This is a genomic window from Porphyromonas sp. COT-239 OH1446, from assembly GCF_000768875.1.
Taxonomy (GTDB): domain Bacteria; phylum Bacteroidota; class Bacteroidia; order Bacteroidales; family Porphyromonadaceae; genus Porphyromonas.
In genome coordinates, this window is sequence record NZ_JRAO01000002.1 from 1 (window position 1) to 20,525 (window position 20,525).

General features: G+C 54.0%; 14 protein-coding genes. 2 read left to right on the plus strand and 12 right to left on the minus strand.

Annotated elements, in window-relative coordinates; all coding sequences use genetic code 11:
• Nucleotides 1-340: 340 nt before the first annotated feature.
• The 4 genes from purL to HQ37_RS00020 all read right to left on the minus strand — a co-directional run bounded on the left by purL (nucleotide 341) and on the right by HQ37_RS00020 (nucleotide 7,038).
• Complete coding sequence (purL, locus tag HQ37_RS00005) at nucleotides 341-4,048, minus strand: phosphoribosylformylglycinamidine synthase (protein ID WP_036878579.1); 3,708 nt, start codon at nucleotides 4,046-4,048, stop codon at nucleotides 341-343.
• 117 nt (nucleotides 4,049-4,165) lie between these two features.
• Nucleotides 4,166-4,894 (minus strand): hypothetical protein, encoded by a 729-nt coding sequence (locus HQ37_RS00010; protein WP_036878515.1) that lies wholly within the window; start codon nucleotides 4,892-4,894, stop codon nucleotides 4,166-4,168.
• Nucleotides 4,895-4,921: 27 nt separating this feature from the next.
• Nucleotides 4,922-5,407 carry a GAF domain-containing protein gene (locus HQ37_RS00015; RefSeq protein WP_036878518.1) on the minus strand — a complete coding sequence of 162 codons (486 nt, stop codon included), beginning with the start codon at nucleotides 5,405-5,407 and terminating at the stop codon, nucleotides 4,922-4,924.
• The gene (locus HQ37_RS00020; protein WP_036878522.1) at nucleotides 5,407-7,038 is read right to left on the minus strand and encodes an ABC-F family ATP-binding cassette domain-containing protein; all 1,632 of its coding nucleotides are present in this window, start codon (nucleotides 7,036-7,038) and stop codon (nucleotides 5,407-5,409) included. Before HQ37_RS00020 ends, HQ37_RS00015 begins: the two co-directional genes overlap by 1 nt.
• A gap of 699 nt (nucleotides 7,039-7,737) precedes the next feature.
• Between HQ37_RS00020 and HQ37_RS00025 the strand changes: the two genes are divergently transcribed.
• Together HQ37_RS00025 and miaA are read left to right on the plus strand one after the other, a co-directional pair.
• The gene (locus tag HQ37_RS00025) at nucleotides 7,738-9,234 is read left to right on the plus strand and encodes an IMP dehydrogenase (RefSeq protein WP_036878525.1); all 1,497 of its coding nucleotides are present in this window, start codon (nucleotides 7,738-7,740) and stop codon (nucleotides 9,232-9,234) included.
• A 5-nt stretch (nucleotides 9,235-9,239) separates the two neighbouring features.
• Complete coding sequence (miaA, locus tag HQ37_RS00030) at nucleotides 9,240-10,175, plus strand: tRNA (adenosine(37)-N6)-dimethylallyltransferase MiaA (protein WP_036878527.1); 936 nt, start codon at nucleotides 9,240-9,242, stop codon at nucleotides 10,173-10,175.
• A gap of 107 nt (nucleotides 10,176-10,282) precedes the next feature.
• Here the strand turns inward: miaA and HQ37_RS00035 are convergent, their stop codons facing one another.
• The 8 genes from HQ37_RS00035 to polA form a co-directional block, all read right to left on the minus strand.
• Entirely contained in the window at nucleotides 10,283-11,116 is an 834-nt protein-coding gene (locus HQ37_RS00035; RefSeq protein ID WP_081951686.1) for a glycoside hydrolase family 16 protein, read from the minus strand.
• A gap of 76 nt (nucleotides 11,117-11,192) precedes the next feature.
• A complete protein-coding gene (locus tag HQ37_RS00040; protein ID WP_036878529.1) occupies nucleotides 11,193-13,643 on the minus strand; it encodes a TonB-dependent receptor in 2,451 nt (816 codons plus the stop codon).
• Nucleotides 13,644-13,665: 22 nt separating this feature from the next.
• The gene (locus HQ37_RS00045) at nucleotides 13,666-14,316 is read right to left on the minus strand and encodes an O-methyltransferase (RefSeq protein ID WP_036878532.1); all 651 of its coding nucleotides are present in this window, start codon (nucleotides 14,314-14,316) and stop codon (nucleotides 13,666-13,668) included.
• Nucleotides 14,317-14,337: 21 nt separating this feature from the next.
• A complete protein-coding gene (locus tag HQ37_RS00050) occupies nucleotides 14,338-15,231 on the minus strand; it encodes a 4-hydroxy-3-methylbut-2-enyl diphosphate reductase (RefSeq protein ID WP_036878534.1) in 894 nt (297 codons plus the stop codon).
• A gap of 75 nt (nucleotides 15,232-15,306) precedes the next feature.
• Nucleotides 15,307-15,756, minus strand: coding sequence for an rRNA maturation RNase YbeY (gene ybeY / locus HQ37_RS00055; RefSeq protein ID WP_036878537.1), 450 nt, complete (start codon nucleotides 15,754-15,756; stop codon nucleotides 15,307-15,309).
• 4 nt (nucleotides 15,757-15,760) lie between these two features.
• Entirely contained in the window at nucleotides 15,761-16,993 is a 1,233-nt protein-coding gene (locus HQ37_RS00060; RefSeq protein ID WP_036878539.1) for a nucleoside recognition domain-containing protein, read from the minus strand.
• 34 nt (nucleotides 16,994-17,027) lie between these two features.
• The gene (locus HQ37_RS00065; protein WP_036878542.1) at nucleotides 17,028-17,654 is read right to left on the minus strand and encodes an L-threonylcarbamoyladenylate synthase; all 627 of its coding nucleotides are present in this window, start codon (nucleotides 17,652-17,654) and stop codon (nucleotides 17,028-17,030) included.
• Between the two features lie 30 nt (nucleotides 17,655-17,684).
• On the minus strand, nucleotides 17,685-20,501 hold the full coding sequence (gene polA, locus HQ37_RS00070) for a DNA polymerase I (RefSeq protein WP_036878544.1): 2,817 nt from the start codon (nucleotides 20,499-20,501) through the stop codon (nucleotides 17,685-17,687).
• Nucleotides 20,502-20,525: the final 24 nt, after the last annotated feature.

Below are 20,525 nucleotides of genomic sequence, written 5' to 3' on the forward strand. Positions count from 1 at the left end.
GGCGTTCAAAATCGCTAGATGCTGCGGGCATAATCAATAGGAATTGGGCTCCACCCACTGTCAACTTTTTTCAGTACACGACAGGTCTCCATCGAGGCATATAAGTAGGGCCTCAAGCGAGGTATAGATAGGAGCGCAGCTGAGCTCCCGAGAGGGCTTCATCTGAGAGGCAACCGAGAGTTCTAGAGCAGTCGAAGCCTTCTCCTATATGGATGCGAGGAGGGCAGGGCAACGCAGTGGCGTCTATCCCAACAACCTATAGAACAGCCCAATAAGTCTGCGCCCCAGCATCCTAAGAGACACTGGGGCGCAGACGATGTACATCAGATGGAGCTAGAGGCTAGTGAGCCCTCTGAGCGACAATCCATTCGTAGGCATTACGGAAGGCCAACATCCAGGGGCTTACCTCATGCTCGGCTCTATGCTCGACAGGATAATAACCACACTGCCAGGGGAAGATCGAACGCTCGGGGTGAGGCATCATCGCCAAATGGCGGCCATCTCGGCTGCACAGTCCTGCGATCGCCCCAGGCGAACCATTCGGGTTCGCTGGATAGGCATCATAGGCATAGCGTACGGCAACCTCATACTGGCTCTCATCATAAGGGAGGCTAAACTTACCCTCACCATGGGCGATCCATGTCCCGATGCGACAACCAGCCAAATTGCCCAGCATGATGGACTTATTCTCTAGGATCTCAAGAGAGACGAAACCACTCTCAAACTTGTTCGAGTCGTTGTGCAGCATCTTATGCTTGAGCTCATGCTCAGGGTAGAGCAGTTCGAGCTCAGCCATCAACTGACAGCCATTACAGATCCCGAGGCTTAGGGTATCAGGACGAGCATAGAAGCGATCGAGTGTTGCCTTAGCCTGCTCGTTGTAGAGGATGCCTGCGGCCCAACCCTTAGCAGAGCCCAGCACATCACTATTGGAGAAACCTCCACAGTAGACGATCAGCTGTACATCGTCGAGGGTCTCTCGCCCACTAACAAGGTCGGTCAGGTGTACATCCTTGACATCAAAGCCAGCCAAGAAGAGCGTGTAGGCCATCTCCCGCTCACCATTCGTCCCCTTATCTCTGAGGATAGCAGCCCTCACTCCGCTGGGTTGCTTACGGTCGGGATCAAGACCTAGAGCCTGGAGATTGCCCGAAAAACCCTTGGGGAAGGTGTAGCGCACGGGCTGGCTCTTGTAGTGCTCGAAGCGTTCGGCAGCGAGCTTCTCCCCACTCTGATGCCTGTCCATCTCGTAGGAGGAGCGATACCAAAGGTCTCGCTTGGCATCAATATCAAGCTTGTGCTTTAGGCCAGCCTTGTGGATCTCGAGGTTGCGCTCCGATATGGGGCGGGCGATCTCCACGAAGCCTAGGCTAGCATCACGCAGCATCGCCTCGACACGAGCACGATCCCTCACCTGGATGACCACCCCAGGGTTCTCAGCAAAGAGGAGCTTGACTAGATCCTTCTCGGGCAGAGCATCTAGCTGCACCTTGAGACCACCTCGACTATTGGCAAAGCACATCTCCAGCAGTGTGGTGATCATCCCCCCTGCCGAGATGTCATGCCCAGACAGGACAAGGTCGGCCTTGATCAGCTGCTGCACAGTCTCGAAGGCCTCACGGAAGTATTCGTGCTCACCGATATAGGGGACTTCACCCCCTACCCGTCCTAGGCTCTGTGAGAGAGCCGAGCCCCCAAGAGCAAGAGGAGCGAAGCTAAAGTCAATGTAGTAGAGTGATGTATCCGAATCGGGCAAGAGTACAGGAGAGACAACCCTCCTCACATCTGAGACCTCGGCGGCAGCACTAATGATCACCGTACCAGGGCTTAAGACGCTGGGCTCACCCTCGGGGTACTTCTGCGTCATTGAGAGCGAATCCTTACCCGTGGGGATATTGATCCCGAGGGAGATGGCTAGCTCACTGGCTGCCTCCACGGCATCGTAGAGGCGAGCATCCTCACCCTCGTTGCGGCAGGGCCACATCCAGTTGGCACTGAGCGAGACGCCCGATAGACCATCGGTCAAAGGGGCGAAGACAATATTGGTCAATGCCTCTGCGATAGCCATCTGCGAGCCAGCTACAGGGTCTGCTAGGGCCACCTGCGGAGCATGACCGATCGAGGTGGCGATCCCCGCACGACCTCTAAAGTCTAGGGCCATCACACCACAATCGCTCAGAGGTAGCTGGAGCTCCCCCTGGCACTGCTGACGAGCTACACGCCCCGTTACTGAGCGATCGACCTTGTTCGTCAGCCAATCCTTACAAGCCACGGCCTCCATCTGTAGTACCTGGTCGATGTACTCCTCGAGCTTGGCGGGGGAGTACTCAGGCATGGCATAGGTGCGCTCCACACGCTTGTCCTCCATAATAGTACGAGGGGCAGAGCCAAACATATCCCCTAGGGCAAGGTCGATAGGCTTCTCGCCATTGTCTCGCTCGAAGGTCAGGTGCATGTCGTCGGTGGTCTCCCCGACAACATACATCGGAGCACGCTCACGCTCAGCAATGCGAGTGATAGCCTCTATGGCATCCTCTGGAACGAGTAATCCCATTCGCTCCTGGCTTTCATTACCAATGATCTCACGAGCCGAGAGGGTTGGATCTCCGACGGGCAAACGATCCATCGCTATATGCCCACCTGTTGCCTCTACAAGCTCAGAGAGACAATTGAGATGACCTCCAGCCCCATGATCATGTATCGAGACGATGGGGTTGTCCTCTGCCTCGGCGAGGGCGCGGATCACATTCTGCACACGCTTCTGCATCTCGGGGTTGGCACGTTGGACGGCATTGAGCTCGATCTTGCCAGCGAACTGGCCAGTATTGACCGAGCTAACAGCCCCGCCACCCATACCGATGCGATAGTTGTCTCCACCCATCAGAACGACCTTCTCCCCAGGTTTGGGCTCTCCCTTGAGGGCATTGCTCGACTGAGCATAGCCGACTCCTCCGGCGAGCATGATGACCTTGTCAAAGCCGTAGCGAGGGGCAGAGGGCTCCTCCTGATGCTCGAAGGTCAAGACTGAGCCACAGATGAGTGGCTGTCCGAATTTATTTCCGAAATCGCTAGCTCCATTGGAGGCCTTGGTCAAAATCTGTTGAGGTGTCTGATAAATCCACTTGCGCTCGGGCATATATCCCTCCCAAGCACGAGGGCCTTGGGGGCGAGGGTAAGAGGTCATATATACGGCCGTACCTGCCAGGGGGATGCTGGCTCGTCCGCCAGCCATACGATCTCGGATCTCCCCTCCTGTGCCTGTCGAAGCTCCGTTGAAGGGCTCTACGGTAGTGGGGAAGTTATGAGTCTCGGCCTTCAAGCTCAGTACGCTATCGACCTCTTTAGTCTGGAAGTAATCAGGTTTATCTGCAGAGGCAGGCGAGAAGAGCTCTATACGAGGGCCTGCCACGAAGGCAACATTGTCCTTGTAGGCCGAGACCAGCTTGCCAGGGTTGGCCGCACTAGTAGCCTTGATCATCGCAAAGAGCGAACTCTCACGCTCCTCGCCGTCGATGACGAAGGTACCGCCAAAGATCTTGTGTCGGCAGTGCTCCGAGTTCACCTGAGAGAAGCCGAAGAGCTCGCTATCGGTCAGAGGTCGGCCGATACGCTGCGACACACCCTCTAGGTAAGAGATCTCTTCGTCGCTCAAGGCTAAGCCCTCGGCCTCGTTGTAGGCTCGAATATCCTCTATGTATCGAATAGGCTCGGGCTGCACGTTGATGCTGAAGACCTCCTGATCCAAACCCTCATAAAGGGCCTGGAGCATAGGGTCATACTGGGCATCTAGACCGCTGACTGGAAAGAACTCTTCGATGCGAAGAATGCCCTTGATATTCATGTTTTGAGTGATCTCAACGGCATTGGTGCTCCAGGGAGTAATGATCTCCCGACGAGGGCCAACGAAGTAACCTGCCATCTGGGGAGCATCTTGATACTGAGCCCCACCAAAGAGCCAAGTGAGGCGACTGAGATCCTCAACGGAAAAGCTCTCGGATGACTCTACGGCGAAGATAGAACCGCAGAGATTTTGGAAGAAGCTAATCATCATTCAAAATTAAGCGTTTGTTCGGGTTGTAAACGGAGTGAGCCTTGACCCACAGTAGATTTGCTCTCGAGGAGCATCTTGCAGTGGCACAAAGATACGCAATCTTGGCCGTCTCTCCTAGCTGCGTAGGGTGATGGAGAGGTAGACATAACTTTTCTCCCTCTGAGGGTTAAGCGTATAGGAGACGCTCATCGGCAGGGCCAATGAGCCGAGCTTGAAATCGACCCGATATTGTAGGGTTAGATTGACCCATGCAGCCCCTGAGCGGTAATCTGTATAGAAGCTCTTGAAGGGGGTTGCCCCGAGGCTGAGCGAGAGATGCTGCTCAGGGGAGAAGCTCTTGTAGTAACTCAGCTCAAAGTAGGTCGAGTAAGCCTGCCGCCCATCCTCGAGCCGATCATTACCGTAGAAGAAGCATGAGCCAAAGAAGGATAACGGCAAGCTCTCCGGCTCATAGAGCACACGCATATCGAGGGCATGGCGGGTGGACTGGGGTTTGAGATCAAGGTAAGTATCCTTCTTGCCCCAATGAGTGGGAGAATAAGAATCGACAAGCGCGAAAGTAAATCGACTGAGACGATACCTTAGACCGAGATTGGCCTCCTTGTAGCTGCCATCGATACCTGTACTGCCGAGGGCATAAACCTGGAGATTACCATGCGTGTAGGCGATCTTGGGAAAGAAGGTCGCAGCATCGCCATACTCCAATCCTCGCCAGATGTAGCGAGAGGCGAGCTCGAGGTCTATGCTCCATGGAGAGATTGGCGCGGGTTTCATTTGCTGGGCCGATAGGCTCCAGAGGCTGCTCATCAGGACTAGGACGAGCGATAGGAGGCGGGTCTTCATCGTCTGTAGTATTTGATTGTTAATGAACTAAAACTTCTCTGCCAGTAACTTGCTCAGACGCTCTAGGTATTGAGCGTCAATCTCGTCGAACTCGTCGAGCAAATCGCTATCCACATCAATCACACCGAGCACCTGTCCCTCTCGAAGGATGGGGACGACGATCTCGCTACGACTTGCCGAGCTACAAGCGATATGCCCTGGGAAGGCATCGACATTGGGCACAATGATCGTGCGGGCCTCGGCCCAACTGTGGCCGCAGACTCCCCTCCCCCTTGGGATGCGGGCACAGGCAATATCTCCCTGGAAGGGGCCTAAAATGAGGGTCTCAGTCGCCTCGTCCACCAGGTAGAAGCCGACCCAAAAGAAGCCGAAGGCCATACGTAGAGCCGAGGACACATTGGCCAATGTAGCCACGAGGTTGTCCTCGCCATGGATGAGGGCATCGAGTTGAGGCATGAGCTCGGCATAGCGTCCTGCCTTGTCCCGAGCCGTAAGGGTAAGTGTTTCTGCCATTATTTCTCCAGTTCTTTGAGATTCTCCAGCTTCTTGCGCTGCATAAATTCGTAGATGCCCTCGAGGTGCTCAATCACTCGACCACCGCCGAACTCATAGACCTTGCCCACCAAACCATCGAGGAAGTCTCGGTCGTGTGAGACGAGGATCAGAGTCCCGTCGTAGTTCATGAGGGCATCCTTGAGGACTTCTTTTGTCTTCATATCGAGGTGGTTGGTAGGCTCGTCGAGGATGAGCAGGTTGTAGGGTTCGAGGAGTAGCTTGAGCAGGGCCAGACGAGTACGCTCACCTCCACTGAGGACCTTCACCTTCTTGGCCGAGGCCTCTCCGCCGAACATAAATGCCCCGAGCAAGTCCTTGATCTTGGTACGGATCTCTCCCTCGGCTACATCATCAATAGTCTGGAAGACGGTGAGGTTCTCATCGATGGCGGCAGCCTCATTCTGGGCGAAATAACCAACCTTGACATTGTGCCCGAGGGTCAATTCACCCTCATGCTCCAGCTCCTTCATGATACAACGCACGAGAGTACTCTTCCCCTCGCCATTCTTGCCAACGAAAGCGATCTTATCCCCTCGCTCGATCGTCAGATTGACGTGAGAGAAGATACGCTTGTCGCCGAAACTCTTACCCACATCGCTCATCGTTACGGGATAGCTCCCCGAGCGTGGGGCTGGAGGGAAGCGCAGGCGAATGGCAGAGGTGTCAATCTCGTCCACCTCGACGAGCTCTAGCTTCTCCAGCATGCGCACTCGGCTCTGCACCTGGTTAGTCTTGGAATAAGTTCCCTTGAACCGCTCGATGAAGTCCGTAGTCTCTGCAATGAACTTCTGCTGCTCTTCGTATGCCTTCTGCTGCTGCTCACGTCGCTCTGCCCTGAGACGCTGATACTCGGTATAGTTCACCTTGTAGTCGTAGATGCGCCCTCGGGTGATCTCGATGGTTCGGGTAGTAATACGATCGACGAAGGCTCGGTCGTGGCTGATGACCACGACAGTCTGATTATTGTCTACGAGGAAGTCCTCAAGCCACTGAATAGACTCAATGTCGAGGTGGTTCGTGGGCTCGTCTAATAGGAGAATATCGGGCTTACGCAGGAGGAGCTTGGCCAGCTCGATACGCATACGCCATCCACCGCTAAACTCCGAGGTCTGCCGAGTAAAGTCGCTTCGCTTGAAGCCTAGGCCTATGAGTGTCTGCTCGATAGCCTTATCATAGTTGATCTCCTCAATCGCGTAAAACTTCTCCCCCAGGGCCGATACCTCCTCGATGATAGCCATATACTCATCACTATCATAGTCTGTACGGGTTTCGAGCTGATGGTTCAGCTCTGCCATGCGGGCCTCCATTTGGTGAAGGTGAGCGAAGGCCTGCTCGGTCTCTTCAAACACCGTACGGCCATCCTCGGTCAGTAAGTGCTGTGGCAGGTAGGCCACCACGACATCTCGGGGGATGCTCACCTTGCCTCGAGAGGGCTCTCTCACTCCAGCGAGGATTTTGAGCAGGGTAGACTTACCGGCACCGTTCTTCCCCATCAGGGCAATACGATCCTTGGGGTTGATCACGAAGGATATATCAGAAAATAAAGCACTGCCTCCCATCTCTACGGTGAGGGCATCAATAGAAATCATACGTCAATATAATGTAGGTAATTGTTCACTGTGCGACTGCCCTGCAAAGATACGCCAATTTGTCTCTCGAGCCATGCGCTCCCTTGACATGCACCCAAGGACCGTCAGACTCTATTCTCCACCCAGGCAGAAGCTCGATCGAAGCTATAGAGAGGAGCTCGGATGCGGGTCAAGCAGGCCCTCCATCTAGGCCTTATAGGAAGCACAAAAGGGCATCCAGTGAGAAGTCAATAAACACATAAGTAGTAGTGCAAAATCTTGTAAGTTAGCGGTCTGCGTCCAATAAGTTGCGACAAAAAATCTTGTAAGTTATCAGATCTATAGAGAGATAACTTAGCAGATCCATCGAGGTATAGATAGGATCGCAACGGAGGCTCAAGTAGGAACTCGATTGAGGTCTAAGTAGGATCACAGGTGAGACTCAAATAGGATCGCAATAGAGGTATAAATAGCAGCTCAATGAAGGTGTAAATAGTGCTTCGATAAAGGCTCTAGAGGAGGTTCGCTCGAGGGGGGAATACCATACAACATAAGGGGCAGGTCCAACTGTAGGCAGAGGGGGGCATTGAGGTCGAGAGGAGATGGTAGACAGGGAATGAGGCATCCAAGAATAAGGCTAAAATTGATTTGGTGCATTGGGGCAAATTGATTACCTTTGGCGGGAAATTTCAGTCTCATACTTAAATCGATCAAGTTGTTATGGCAGTCTTTGTCAATGAAGTTTCTCGCACCTTCGGGGAATACCTACTCATCCCAGGGCTCACGACCAGAGCCTGTACACCCCAAAACGTTAATTTAGCCACCCCACTAGTACGATATCGTCGGGGCGAGCAGGCACGCATCCGCCTCAACATCCCTTTCGTCTCTGCCATCATGCAGTCTGTCTCTAACGATACACTGGCCATCGAATTGGCACGCAACGGGGGGCTCTCTTTCATCTTCGGTTCACAACCCATCACCGAGCAGGCAGAGATGGTACGCCGTGTGAAGAAGTTCAAGGCAGGCTTCGTTACCAGCGATGCTAATGTACGTCCAGATGCAACCCTGGCAGAGGTTCTTGAGGTTAAAAGAGCTTCGGGACACTCAACCATCGGCGTTACCCATGACGGATCGAGCAATGGCCGCCTACTGGGGATCATCACCAGCCGAGACTACAGACTGGGCACAGACCCCATAGACATGAAAGCGGAGGAATTCATGACCCCCTTCGACAAGCTCAAGGTTGGCCGCCTCGGGATCACTCTCAAGGAAGCAAACAATATCATCTGGGAGCACAAGCTCAATACTCTGCCCATCATCGACGAGACGAATCATCTCGTTTACCTGGTCTTCCGCAAGGACTATGACGCCCACAAGGACAATCCAATCGAGCTCTCTAGCAAGGAGACCAAAGAGCTGCTCGTCGGAGCCGGGATCAATACTCGAGACTACAAGGAGCGTGTCCCCGCCCTCGTGGAGGCTGGTGTGGATGTGCTCTGCATCGACTCCTCCGACGGATACTCCGAGTGGCAGTACGACACGCTGCAGTGGATTCGCAGCACCTATGGCGACAAGGTAATGGTCGGGGCTGGTAACATCGTCGATGCCGAGGGCTTCCGCTACCTCGCAGAGGCTGGCGCAGACTTTATCAAGGTAGGTATCGGCGGTGGCTCCATCTGCATCACTCGTGAGCAGAAGGGGATCGGCCGAGGCCAAGCCACTGCTGTGATCGAGGTAGCCAAGGCTCGAGACGAATACTTCGCCGAGACGGGCATCTACGTCCCCATCTGTAGCGATGGCGGTCTCGTGCACGACTATCACATGACCCTAGCTATTGCCATGGGGGCGGACTTCCTCATGATGGGTCGCTACTTTGCCCGCTTCGATGAGTCTCCCACACGCAAGCTCAAGATCGGGAACAATATCGTCAAAGAATACTGGGGCGAAGGTTCGAACAGAGCTCAGAACTGGCAACGCTACGACAGCGGAGGTGCTGAGAACCTCAAATTTGAGGAGGGTGTGGACAGCTACGTCCCCTACGCTGGTAAGCTCAAGGACAACTTGGCCGTTACCCTCGGCAAGATGAAGGCCACCATGTGCAGCTGTGGAGCTATCACCCTAGCCGAGCTCAAGGAGAAGGCCAAGATCACCCTAGTCTCTAGCACCTCGATCGTCGAGGGGGGAGCACACGATGTCATCCTCAAGGATAGAGGTTAAGGCGAATGATCACGATCGTAGGGCCGACGGCCTCGGGCAAGACCGCTGTCGCTACACGGCTGGCATATAGGTTGGGCTCGGAGGTCATCAGTGCCGACTCTCGCCAGGTCTATCGAGGCATGGATCTCGGCACAGGCAAGGACTTATCCGAATATCAGGTGGAGGGGATCTCGATCCCCTACCACCTGATTGATATTATGCCTGCAGGGGCTCGCTATAGTCTATATGCCTATCAGCACGACTTTCACCGTGTGTATGCCGATCTAAGGCTTAGGGACATCACAACACCTATCCTCTGCGGGGGAACGGGGATGTATGTAGAGGCAGTCCTGAGGGGCTATCACCTACCTGACGTGCCGCCCAATGAGCCTCTGCGTAGAGACCTCTCGGGCCTTAGCCTCGAAGAGCTACGCCATCGTCTAGAGGCCTACGGGCCTCTGCACAACAAGACGGATGTCGATAGTACCCAGCGGGCCATCCGAGCCATCGAGATCGCAGAGCATATCCGTCAGCAGAGAGCTGAGGGGGTAGAGCAAACCGAGTTCGCCCCCATCGAGAGCCTCATCATCTGCCTGGATCTAGATCGGGAGACCCGTAGGGCTCGTATCAGCCAGCGACTGCGCTCTCGGCTCGACGACGGGATGATCACCGAGGTCGAGGGCCTACTGGCCTCTGGGGTCTCTGCCGAGGATCTCATCTATTATGGTTTGGAGTACAAATGGCTCACACAGTATGTCATCGGGCAGATCTCCTATGAAGAAATGTTTCAAGGGCTCGAAACAGCCATTCATCAGTTCGCCAAGAGACAGATGACTTGGTTTCGGGGGATGGAGCGCAGAGGGCACAGGATACACTATGTGGATGCCCTCCTACCCCTCGAGGACAAGGCCGACCAGATCCTCGAGCTCCACACACATTGGCTGCAAGGGACAGGGAGGTAGGAGGCGAAAAAAGGAGGAGAGGTCAAAATGTGCTGAGGGCGCAGAGAGCAATGGATACTCATTGCTCTCTGCGCCCTCAGCTTTCGTTCCTAGTCCTCAAGAGCGAGCTACTCCCAAAACGAGGGAGCCTTCGCCTCAGGGGTATAGTAGCGTACCCAATCAATGTGCATCTCGATGGGCTCTCTGAGACCCTCTACCTTACCAACCCATTTACCACCCAACTGCATATCTATGAGCAGATAATAGTCTTTACCAAAGGGGAACTGACCATCGGCCTCCTTCTCTGGTAGACGAGGATAGGCAAAGGAGAAGCGGTCATTGATAAAGAAGCGTAGCTCATTGGGCAGCACCTCCACAGCATAGGTATTGTACCCTTCGGGGTCAATCGGTGCTGTCGTGTAGTACTTGGGATTGGTTTTCTGGCCGAGCTTGACCGTGTAGTACGAATGTACAGTCTGATAGGCAAAGCTATCGAAATTGAGCCGCTCCATGATGTCAATCTCTCCACCCTTGGGCCATGGAGCATTGTTCGGCAGCATCCAAATGGCAGGCCAAGCCCCCTTAGCTCCTTGGAGCTTGCAGCGGATCTCGATGCGACCAAGGTCGAAGCTCTTCTTCCCCTTGGTATAGACGCCACCAGTCAGATACTCTGCGCTATCGGCGACATTGACATCGTTGCGACGGCCACGCAGGATCAGCTTACCCTGCTGTAGGTCATAGAGGCTCTCGTGGGGGCTCATCGTATTGTTCCAATCACTGTGGCCACGAGGGATCTTCGTCCACACACCTGTGGCGAAAATATCCTCTCGATCAAATTCATCAGACCAAGCCAAGGCCCAGCGGTGGGGCTTAGGCTCAACCTCGGGGCGAGACTGCTTCGTAGCACAAGAGGCTAGAGGGAGTGCCAAAAGGCAGCAGAGAAGGCGATGTAATGGTTTCATAAGCGTTTTGAAATTAGGATGAACGGCAAAATTTATTAACTACCAAATAATCAACCAAGAGGAATAGCTGCCCAGCCTAGAACTTCACCATAATCCCTAGCGTAGGCAGAATAATCCCCGAGGAGGGAGAGAGCTCCCGTAGCAATTGCTTGTGCTGCGGGTCTTTAGGGTCATCCATAATGCGTCCTTGATGATCCCGGTTGGTATAGACGGGAGGCATCTTGGCCTGGGCATTATACACGTTCTGAACGTCAATATATAGATTGAGCATCCAGCGGTCGAAGTAGAACTCCTTGTCTACCCGGACATCCAACTGATGGGCATCGTCGAGACGCTCAGCATTGTATCTCTTATAGTCGAGATAGGCCTGATTACGTGCCGCCCAGGCTCTCTTGTCCGTCGAGAGCTCCCGATCTATAGGTGTGTAGGGAGCTCCGCCCAGGTAACGCCAGCGAGCCGCAAAGTGCCACCCATCGGGAGCAGCGTAGGAGGCATTGAGATTGAGCTGCTGACGAGTATCCCAAGAGGAGGGGATGAAGCGGCCATCTAGACCCGTAAATTCGCTCTTGAACCTCGTATAGATCAGCCCCAAATTGATTCCCCGCCAGTCAGTGAGCTGTGCCACCAACTCGAGGCCGTAGGCTCGTCCCCTTCCGACAGAGCGGGTAGCCTCGTCCCCCACCTGACCATAGGCGATCATGCGGCTAGCTAGACTGACACCGTCCCTCAAAGATACTGGATAATTGCTATAATGCTTATAAAACCCCTCAAGACTAAAGCTCAAGTGCTTGCCCCTACGGTATTCTCCCCCTAAAACAACCTGATCCGAGAGGATATAGCGAGTGTCTTCTCCTTGATTAACATACTTCCCCGAAGCATCCTTATAGCCTAGGGTGGTATAGGCAGGGCGCATAGCATAGCGGCCCATATTGGCGTTAATATCAAAATCTTCGCTAACGGCCCACGAGGCGGAGAGGCGAGCCGAGAGCTGAGGCAGTGGGTTTGCCATGGTTCGAGTGAGGGTATTACCCATGAGATTAACCCCAAGAGAGGCCTTGAGACGTCCATCAAAATATTCGTCTGAGGCTTGAGAGAAGGCCTGATAGGAGAGCATCGACAGTGAGCTATCATACTCTAATTGCTCCTCTTGACTGTTCACAAAGGCAAGACGTCTAGTGGAGTTCGTGTACTGGGCATACTGAAGGCCAGCCCCTAGCGTAAGCTTAAAAGGCAAGGTCGTATAGACACGCTCAAAGCGGAGCTTGCTCTCCACCTCGTCGGACAGATAATCGAGCGTCCTGGGCAGCATCTCGTCATTATTACGGTGCTTGTAGCTTCCATTTCGGAGCATATTACGGCTCAGAACCCAGGTGTCGATATGTCCCTGACCAAAGTGCTTGTACACAGCACCAATAGCATAGCTCCACTGCGAGAGCACAGGCAAGTAGCCCAGTAGATATCGCTGGCTCTCAGTGCCCCCTTCCTCGAGGGAGGTATTAAGCCTCATTTGGTCGATAGAGCCTAGACCAATGATACTTAACTCATCCTTTGCTCCGACTTTATACTTGTACTTCATTTGGAAATCGTTGTAAGTTGGCAGAAACGGCAGTCCGATAGCCTTGAAGAGGAGCTGTAGATAGGACTGACGCGCCGAGACGATGAAGGTAGACTTCTTGCCTAGAGGGCCATCCAAGGTTAGGGCTGCATCGGATGCCCCAATCGTTACCTTTGTGTGCAGTCTATCCTGGCTACCATCCCGCTGGATAATCTCCATGACTGAGCTCAAGCCCCCAGATCTATTGGCGGGGAATGCACCACTGTAGAAATTAATTCTTTGGACAAAGTCGGGGTTCAAAATCCCTACAACTCCACCAGATGCCCCCTGAGTGGAGAAATGGTTGATGACTGGGATCTCAATGCCATCTAGGTAGAAGACGTTCTCCGAAGGCCCTCCCCCTCGAACAATAAGATCATTGCGGTTCGGGTCAGTTGCCCCGACACCTGGGAGCGTCTGCATCAGCTTAGAGATATCTCTATTCGCACCGGCACTCTTCTCGATCTGCTGAACACCTATCGAACGTACCGACAGGGGGCTCTCGATAGGGCGAAGACTAAGATTGGGACGAATAATGAGCTCTCGCAGCGTAACACTCATAGGCGGGAGCTCAATGTCTACGAAGGTAGTTTGGTGACCTTGAACATGCAGTTCTACAGAACGAGTACGCTCGTAGCCAACCATCGAGACGATCAGATGAAAGAAGCCGGCAGGGACATTCTTGACTATAAAGTTCCCCTCCTCATCGGCCGTGGCGAAGAGCTGAGTCCCCTCAACCTGTATGGTGGCAAACTCTACTGGTTCATGGGTCTCTGCGTCTAGGATACGCCCTCGGACACTCCCTGTAGAGAGCTTCTTATCAAGCTCTTTCTTGGGCGAGAAATGGGTAGATGTCTTAGTCTCCTCAGCTTGTAGCGGGTAAGTTAGGAGCACAATAGAAGCCAAGCTGGCTATAAGTCGTATTGATTTCATAAAGTTAGGTAAGCCTCCAGGGCTAATGGGATATTTTTTGAATAAGGCTGAGGCCGTCTCTCATGGGTAGGATTAGATTGTCTACTCTAGGGTCAGACTGTATCAGGTCATTGAACTCAAGGATCCCTCTAGTCTGTGCATCCGAGGGATTAAGCAGTTGGATCACCTTGCCATCCCAAAGCGTATTGTCGGCCAAGATCAATGCTCCTAGGGGCAGGTGATCGATGATCATTCGGTAGTAGTCTGGGTACTGACGCTTGTTCGCATCTATGTACACTAGGTCGAAGCGATACTGCTGCACAAGACTAGGCAACAGCTCCATGGCGTCTCCAATGTGGAGCTTCATCTTGTGGCCATACGGAGCTCGAGCGATATAGCTTCGGATGAAGTCCTCCATCTCGTCATCACTCTCCAGGCTGTGTACCTCCCCATCCTCACCAAGCCCTTCGGCCAGGCAATGGGCAGCATAGCCTGTGAAAGTGCCGATCTCTAGCACCCTCTGGGCCTTAGCAAGGCGACACAGCATGCGCAACAGATTGCCCTGTAGATGCCCCGAGAGCATCCGAGCCCTCAAGAGGTGTAAATGTGCCGCCCGATAAATCTCATGGCGTAGCTCTCCCTCGGGACTAGTGTGCTCGAGGATGTATTGCTCTAGAAGGTCGATGCTCTCCATTGTCTTGGTATCATCTAGAGATCACTCGGTGGGCATCTCCAGCAACTCTTGAATGCGGCTCTCGACCTCCTGCATCTGCCACATAGGGGTAGAGGTTGCTCCACAGATCCCGATGCTCTTGGGCATGGGCTCTAGCATCTCTAGGGTTAGTTCGCTGGCAGAGGAGACGAAGATGCTACGAGGATTACCCTCCAGGCAATGCTGATAGAGCACCTTACCATTGGAGCTCTTAGCCCCAGCGACGAAGATGATGAGCTCGTGCTGTAGGGCAAACTCTTTGACATGAGGCATTCGATTCGAGACCTGACGGCAGATAGAGTCTTGATATTCGAAAGGTACCCCCTCGTGCATACGCCCCTGCAGCTCCTGGATCAAGTGATGGAAGCCCGATAGCGACTGCGTCGTCTGAGAGAAAAGTGCCACAGGCCTAGAGAAGTCTATCTGCTCTATATCCTCGTCTGACTGCACTACGATGGCCTTCCCCTCTGTTTGTCCGATCAAGCCATTGACCTCGGCGTGCCCCTTTTTGCCATAAATAACAATTTGCCCTCCAAGTTCCTTCAGCTCACTATGCTTCTTGTAGACCTTGCGCTGAAGGGTTGTAACCACTGGACAAGTGGCATCAACAAGCTCTATGCCACGCTCTCGTGCCCACTGGTAGACCTGAGGAGGTTCGCCATGGGCTCGGAAGAGAACGCGCTTGCCACGAAGCTTCTTGAGGCCTTCGTAGTCGATGGTCTTCATTCCTTTAGCCTCTAGACGCTCTACTTCTAGGTTGTTGTGGACGATGTCGCCTAGGCAATACAGCTCCTTATTGTCCGAGGCTAGCTCTCGCTCAGCATGCTTGATAGCATTGATCACCCCGAAGCAAAAGCCCGATTGCTGATCAATCTCTATTATAGGGAAATTATTCATTGACGTAATCCGTTTGTTTTTACCAATCGTTATAAGCATAACAAACGGAGCCGTAGGCTTTGTTGCGAACTGGGCCTAAACGAATAGCCTTTTTCCCTCACCGGTCATACAGCCAAGTACCTCGAGGGCTTTGTCTTCGGCCTGACGCATGATCTGAGCCTCGGTCTTCGTCTTATCCCCCAACCCACACAGATGTAGCAGGCCATGCACGAGGACACGATGAAGCTCCTCGGCATAGGGTACTCCGAGCATCTGAGCATTGCTCCGCACAGTGTCTAGACTGATGAGCAGGTCCCCCGAGACCACCGAGCCATGACTGTCGTCGAAGGTGATAATATCTGTGTAATAATCGTGCTGTAGGAACTCCCTATTGACCTCTAGAATACGCTCGTCATTGCAGAACTGGTACGACAGCTCCCCCACCTCTCGCCCATAGGAGCGAGCCACCTCTTCGAGCCAAAAGCGGACAATGCGCCGACGCAAGCGTGGCATAGGCACGGCCTCGTCCGTATAGAAATGAATCATAGTATTAAGTGAAGAATAAATAAGTAACTAGAATGGCCGTAATTGCCCCTGCAAGATCCGCCAAGAGCGAATATCCAACCACATAAGAACTGCGCCGTATGCCTACAGAGCCTAGATAGAGGGCAATCACGTAAAAAGTCGTGTCGCTAGCCCCCTGCACTGTACAGCACAGACGACCGACGAAGCTATCCGCCCCATGGGTCTGCATCGCATCAACCATCAACCCCCTCGCCCCACTACCGCTGAGGGGCTTCATGAGTATGGTCGGTAGAGCCTCGACAAAGCTGGTATCCCAGCCCAAGGCTGCCACAAGCCAGCGTAGGGTCCTCTCGATGAGCTCGATGCCCCCAGAGGCTCGAAACACCCCGATCCCAACCAGCATAGCCACCAAATAGGGGATGATCGTAACCGCCGTCGAGAAGCCCTCTTTAGCCCCCTCGACAAAGGTGTCATATACATTGAGCCCCCGCCTCGCCCCAATAATCAAGAAAGTGGTCATCATGGATAAGAGGATCATTGAAGCAACACCCGTGCTAACACTACCGAAGGTCTCTGCAGGCAAGACCTTCGCAGCCCATAGGATAAGGCCAAAAGAGCCCAAGATAGCCCCAAAGGTGAGTAACAGAGGACGCTGTAGGAGGTTAATACCCTGCCTCAGGGCAACCAAAAGGACTGCCACCAGCGTAGAGGCCGTAGTAGCCATGAGGATTGGAAGGAAGATGTCTGCAGGATTGGCTGCCCCTACCTGCATCCGATAGGCGATGATGGAAGTCGGGATGATGGTCAGACCACTGGCATTGAGGGCGAGGAACATGAGCATAGCATCCGAGGGCGAAGACTTGTCCTGATTGAGCCCCTGTAGCTCTTGCATAGCCTTAAGCCCTAGAGGGGTAGCAGCATTGTCTAGCCCGAGCATATTCGCCGAGATGTTCATGAAGATATTCCCCAGGGCTGGGTGATCTTTGGGTAGAGAGGGGAAGAGGGCCGAGAGCACAGGTGTGGAGCGTCTTGCCATCGAGGAGACCAGTCCACTGCGCTCAGCGACCTTGAGTAGGCCCAGCCACAAGCAGAGCATCCCTGTTAGGTAGAGGGAGATCTCAAAGCCATTCTTCGCCTGCGCAAAGCTCGACTGTACGATCGCATCAAAAGAGGCAAAGCTACCAGTTAAGAGCAACTCTCCCAACGCCATAAGCAGTGCAACGACGAAGAATCCGACGAAGATATAGTGTAGTGTCATCTCGATCCTTCTCTAAGAATAACCATTGCCCACATTAGACCTCGGGGATAAACTCCTCGGCATCAATACGTCCACCGCCCAAGCGCAAGATCTCAAAGGGCTCGACCGTACAATCTACGATCGTCGAAGCCCCCCCGTGGACCATCCCGCCATCGACCACGAGAGCGACCTGCCGTCCAAAGCGTTCGTAGACCAGCTCGGGGTCTGTGGCATATTCGGGCTCCTCCTCGTCTATAGGCAGAGAGCTGGTGATTAGGGGGTTGCCCAGCTCCTCGAGCAAGAGTCTCCCTACGGGATGCAGGGCTAGACGTACACCGACCTCCTTGCGATGCTTGAAGAGCTTGGGCAGGCTGCCTGCAGGCGGGAGGATAAAGGTGTAGTTACCGCTGTGCTCCTTGATGAACTTAAATACCCTATCGTTCATTTTACAATACTCCGAGACTTCGCTCAAGCCTGCGAACATGATCGAGAGCGACTTCTTGCGAGGGTCAATGTCTTTGAGTGCACAGATTGCCTCTACGGCTCGAGGCTGTAGGGCATCGCAGCAATAGGCATATCCCGTTACGGTCGGATAGATGATCACAGCCCCATCTCTTAGGGCTTGTACAACGCTCGACACCTCTTTGTAATTAGGGGCATCTGCATACAATTTGACTAACATAAGCCTTTGATTTGATCTAGAATACAATACTTAGTGTGCTGCGAGCCAATTATCTCCTACACCGAGCTCGACCTCTAGGCGAATGCTTAAGCTCGGGAGCACCCCCTCCATCGTCTCTTTGATTAGGGGGAGCAACTCGTCGAGCTCATCCCTGTAGACGTTGAAGTTCAGTTCGTCATGCACCTGCAGGATCATCCGGCTGCGCAGCTTACGTCGCTTGATCTCCTGGTATAGGCGCACCATGGCGATCTTGATGATGTCGGCTGCCGTCCCTTGGAGGGGGGCATTGATGGCGTTACGCTCTGCATAGCCTCGGACTACAGCATTGGCACTATTAATATCTCGGACATAGCTTCTGCGACCGAGGAGGGTCGAGACATAGCCCTGAGCCTTGGCCTCGGCCTTAGTCCGCTCCATATACTCAGCAACCCCTGGGTAAGAGGCGAAGTAGCCGTCGATAAGCTCCTTAGCCTCGCCTCTGGGGATAGATAGCCGCTCACTGAGCCCAAAGGCACTGATGCCATAGATGATCCCGAAGTTTGCCGTCTTGGCCCTACGGCGCATATCGCTCGTAACCTCCTCTAAGGGCACTCCGTAGATCTTGGAGGCTGTAGCCCGGTGAATATCCTCCCCTTGGGCAAAGGCCTCCAGGAGGGCCGGATCGGCACTCATGTGTGCCATCAGGCGCAGCTCTATCTGCGAATAGTCCGCACTAACGAAGACACACTTCTCCGAATCGGGGACGAAAGCCTCTCGGATAGAGCGACCCTGCTCCGTGCGTATAGGGATGTTCTGAATATTCGGATTACTGCTTGAGAGGCGGCCTGTGGAGGCAACCGTCTGATTGAAGCTCGAGTGCAACTTGCCATCGCCATAGAGCAGTTCTGGCAGACTGTCGATGTAGGTGCTCAGGAGCTTCTTGAGCCCTCTGTAATCCAATATCTTCTGCACGATGGGATGCCGATCCCTCAGCTTCTCCAACACATCGACGGAGGTTGTATAGTTGCCAGTCTTAGTCTTTTTCGTCCGAGCCCCTCCGACCTGTAGCTCGTCGAAGAGGACTTGGCCCACCTGCCTAGAGCTATTGATATTGAAGGGATGTCCCGCCAAGAGGTAGATCTCCTCCTCTAGAGTCTCTAGGGCCTGCCCCAGCTCCATAGATTTCTCCCTCAGCACGGCTACGTCGAGGCGTACCCCCTCTCGCTCCATGGAGGCGAGCACAGGGATGAGCGGCATCTCGATCTTGTCGAATAGCTCTCCCATCTGTCGCTCCTCGACCTTCGGGGCAAAGAGTGTATAGAGGCGATAGGTCAAGTGGGCATCCTCGGTCGCATAGTAGGCCAAACGCTCTGCTTCTACCGCTCTGAGGTCGAAGCTCGACTTGCTCTGCGGGGCGATCATCTGCTCAAAGCTCATGGGGATATGCCCCAGGTATCTCTCCGAGAGCTCATCGAGCCCATGCCTGAGCTCAGGGGCTAGGAGGTAATGAGCTACCATCGTGTCGAAGAGGGGGAGCTCGACCTCGATCCCATAGCTGGCCATGACCTGTAGGTCATACTTGATGTTTTGCCCGATCTTGAGGAGGGTATGATCCTCAAGCAGGGGGCGCAGAGGCTCGAGAAGGCTCAGGGCCTCCTCTCTGTCGGCAGGCACTCCGAGGTAATAGGCAGAGGCATCGTCTAGGGCAAAGGTCATGGCCACGAGCTCGGCTCTAAGGGGGTCTCTATCCGTCGTCTCTGTGTCCCAAGCGAAGTGCCCCTGCTCTCGAGCCTTACAGACGAAGGCCTCTATATCCTCTCGGCTGTTGAGGTAGTTGATCTCGAAAGAGAGTCTCTCGGGCTCGGTCGTCTCCGAAGAGGATAGAGGGGCAAAGAGCTCTAGAGCAAAGAGGTCATTGGTCGGTATCTCGGCCTCTTCTCGAGGCTTTGCTAGCCCTACTGAGGCAGCCTCTTTAGGCTGAGAGGGCACAGCCTCCGAAGCTCTAGAGAGGACACGAGGGAGCAGCGAGCGAAACTCTAGCTCGCCAAACAGCTCCTCGGTAGCCTGGGTATCGGGGCTTTTGCTGCGCAGTAGATCTACATCGAGCTCGATAGGGACAGTGGTGCAGATGGTCGCTAGATAGCGAGATAGGCGGGCAGTATCAGCCCCCGCTTGTATCTTCGCCCCCGTAGCTCCCTTGATCTGATCTGCCGAGGATAGGACGCCCTCTAGGTCAGAGTATTCGGCCAGGAGCTTCTCGGCGGTCTTGGGCCCTATCCCCTTGCAGCCAGGGATATTGTCCGCCGTGTCTCCGACGAGGGCAAGGTAATCGATCACCTGTGCGGGAGACTTGAGTCCAAAACGCTGGCAGACCTCCTCCTCACCCCAAAGCTCATAGCCCCCACCCTGAGCTGGGCGATACATCCGCACCCTAGGGGTAACGAGCTGGGCATAATCCTTGTCGGGGGTTACCATGAGTACCTCATAGCCCTCACGCTCAGCCTGCTGGGCAAGCGTCCCGATAACATCGTCCGCCTCGAAGCCCTCGACCTCGATACTGGGGATACGATAGGCCTCGAGTAGCCTCTTGATATAGGGGACGGCAAGGCGAATACCCTCGGGCGTCTCCTCCCGATGAGCCTTGTATTCAGGGTACTCTTTGTGGCGGAATGTACCTCCTGGAGGGTCAAAGACAACCCCGATCATCTCCGGATGTTCTCGCTCGAGGATCTCCTCGAGCATCAAAGCAAAGCCGAAGATCGCACTGGTATCTCTACCCTGCGAATCCCTTCGAGGGTTACGGATGAAGGCATAATAGGCCCTAAATATGAGGGCATAAGCGTCTAAAAGGAATATACGAGGGTTCATCAAGTCTATTCAATCGGGTTAGTC

What these genes read in the sequence shown, in the direction of transcription:
- purL (WP_036878579.1), bottom strand. Translation starts at nt 4,048, where the DNA reads ATGATTAGCTTCTTCCAAAATCTCTGCGGTTCTATCTTCGCCGTAGAG.
- HQ37_RS00010 (WP_036878515.1), bottom strand. Translation starts at nt 4,894, where the DNA reads ATGAAGACCCGCCTCCTATCGCTCGTCCTAGTCCTGATGAGCAGCCTC.
- HQ37_RS00015 (WP_036878518.1), bottom strand. Translation starts at nt 5,407, where the DNA reads ATGGCAGAAACACTTACCCTTACGGCTCGGGACAAGGCAGGACGCTAT.
- HQ37_RS00020 (WP_036878522.1), bottom strand. Translation starts at nt 7,038, where the DNA reads ATGATTTCTATTGATGCCCTCACCGTAGAGATGGGAGGCAGTGCTTTA.
- HQ37_RS00025 (WP_036878525.1), top strand. Translation starts at nt 7,738, where the DNA reads ATGGCAGTCTTTGTCAATGAAGTTTCTCGCACCTTCGGGGAATACCTA.
- miaA (WP_036878527.1), top strand. Translation starts at nt 9,240, where the DNA reads ATGATCACGATCGTAGGGCCGACGGCCTCGGGCAAGACCGCTGTCGCT.
- HQ37_RS00035 (WP_081951686.1), bottom strand. Translation starts at nt 11,116, where the DNA reads ATGAAACCATTACATCGCCTTCTCTGCTGCCTTTTGGCACTCCCTCTA.
- HQ37_RS00040 (WP_036878529.1), bottom strand. Translation starts at nt 13,643, where the DNA reads ATGAAATCAATACGACTTATAGCCAGCTTGGCTTCTATTGTGCTCCTA.
- HQ37_RS00045 (WP_036878532.1), bottom strand. Translation starts at nt 14,316, where the DNA reads ATGGAGAGCATCGACCTTCTAGAGCAATACATCCTCGAGCACACTAGT.
- HQ37_RS00050 (WP_036878534.1), bottom strand. Translation starts at nt 15,231, where the DNA reads ATGAATAATTTCCCTATAATAGAGATTGATCAGCAATCGGGCTTTTGC.
- ybeY (WP_036878537.1), bottom strand. Translation starts at nt 15,756, where the DNA reads ATGATTCATTTCTATACGGACGAGGCCGTGCCTATGCCACGCTTGCGT.
- HQ37_RS00060 (WP_036878539.1), bottom strand. Translation starts at nt 16,993, where the DNA reads ATGACACTACACTATATCTTCGTCGGATTCTTCGTCGTTGCACTGCTT.
- HQ37_RS00065 (WP_036878542.1), bottom strand. Translation starts at nt 17,654, where the DNA reads ATGTTAGTCAAATTGTATGCAGATGCCCCTAATTACAAAGAGGTGTCG.
- polA (WP_036878544.1), bottom strand. Translation starts at nt 20,501, where the DNA reads ATGAACCCTCGTATATTCCTTTTAGACGCTTATGCCCTCATATTTAGG.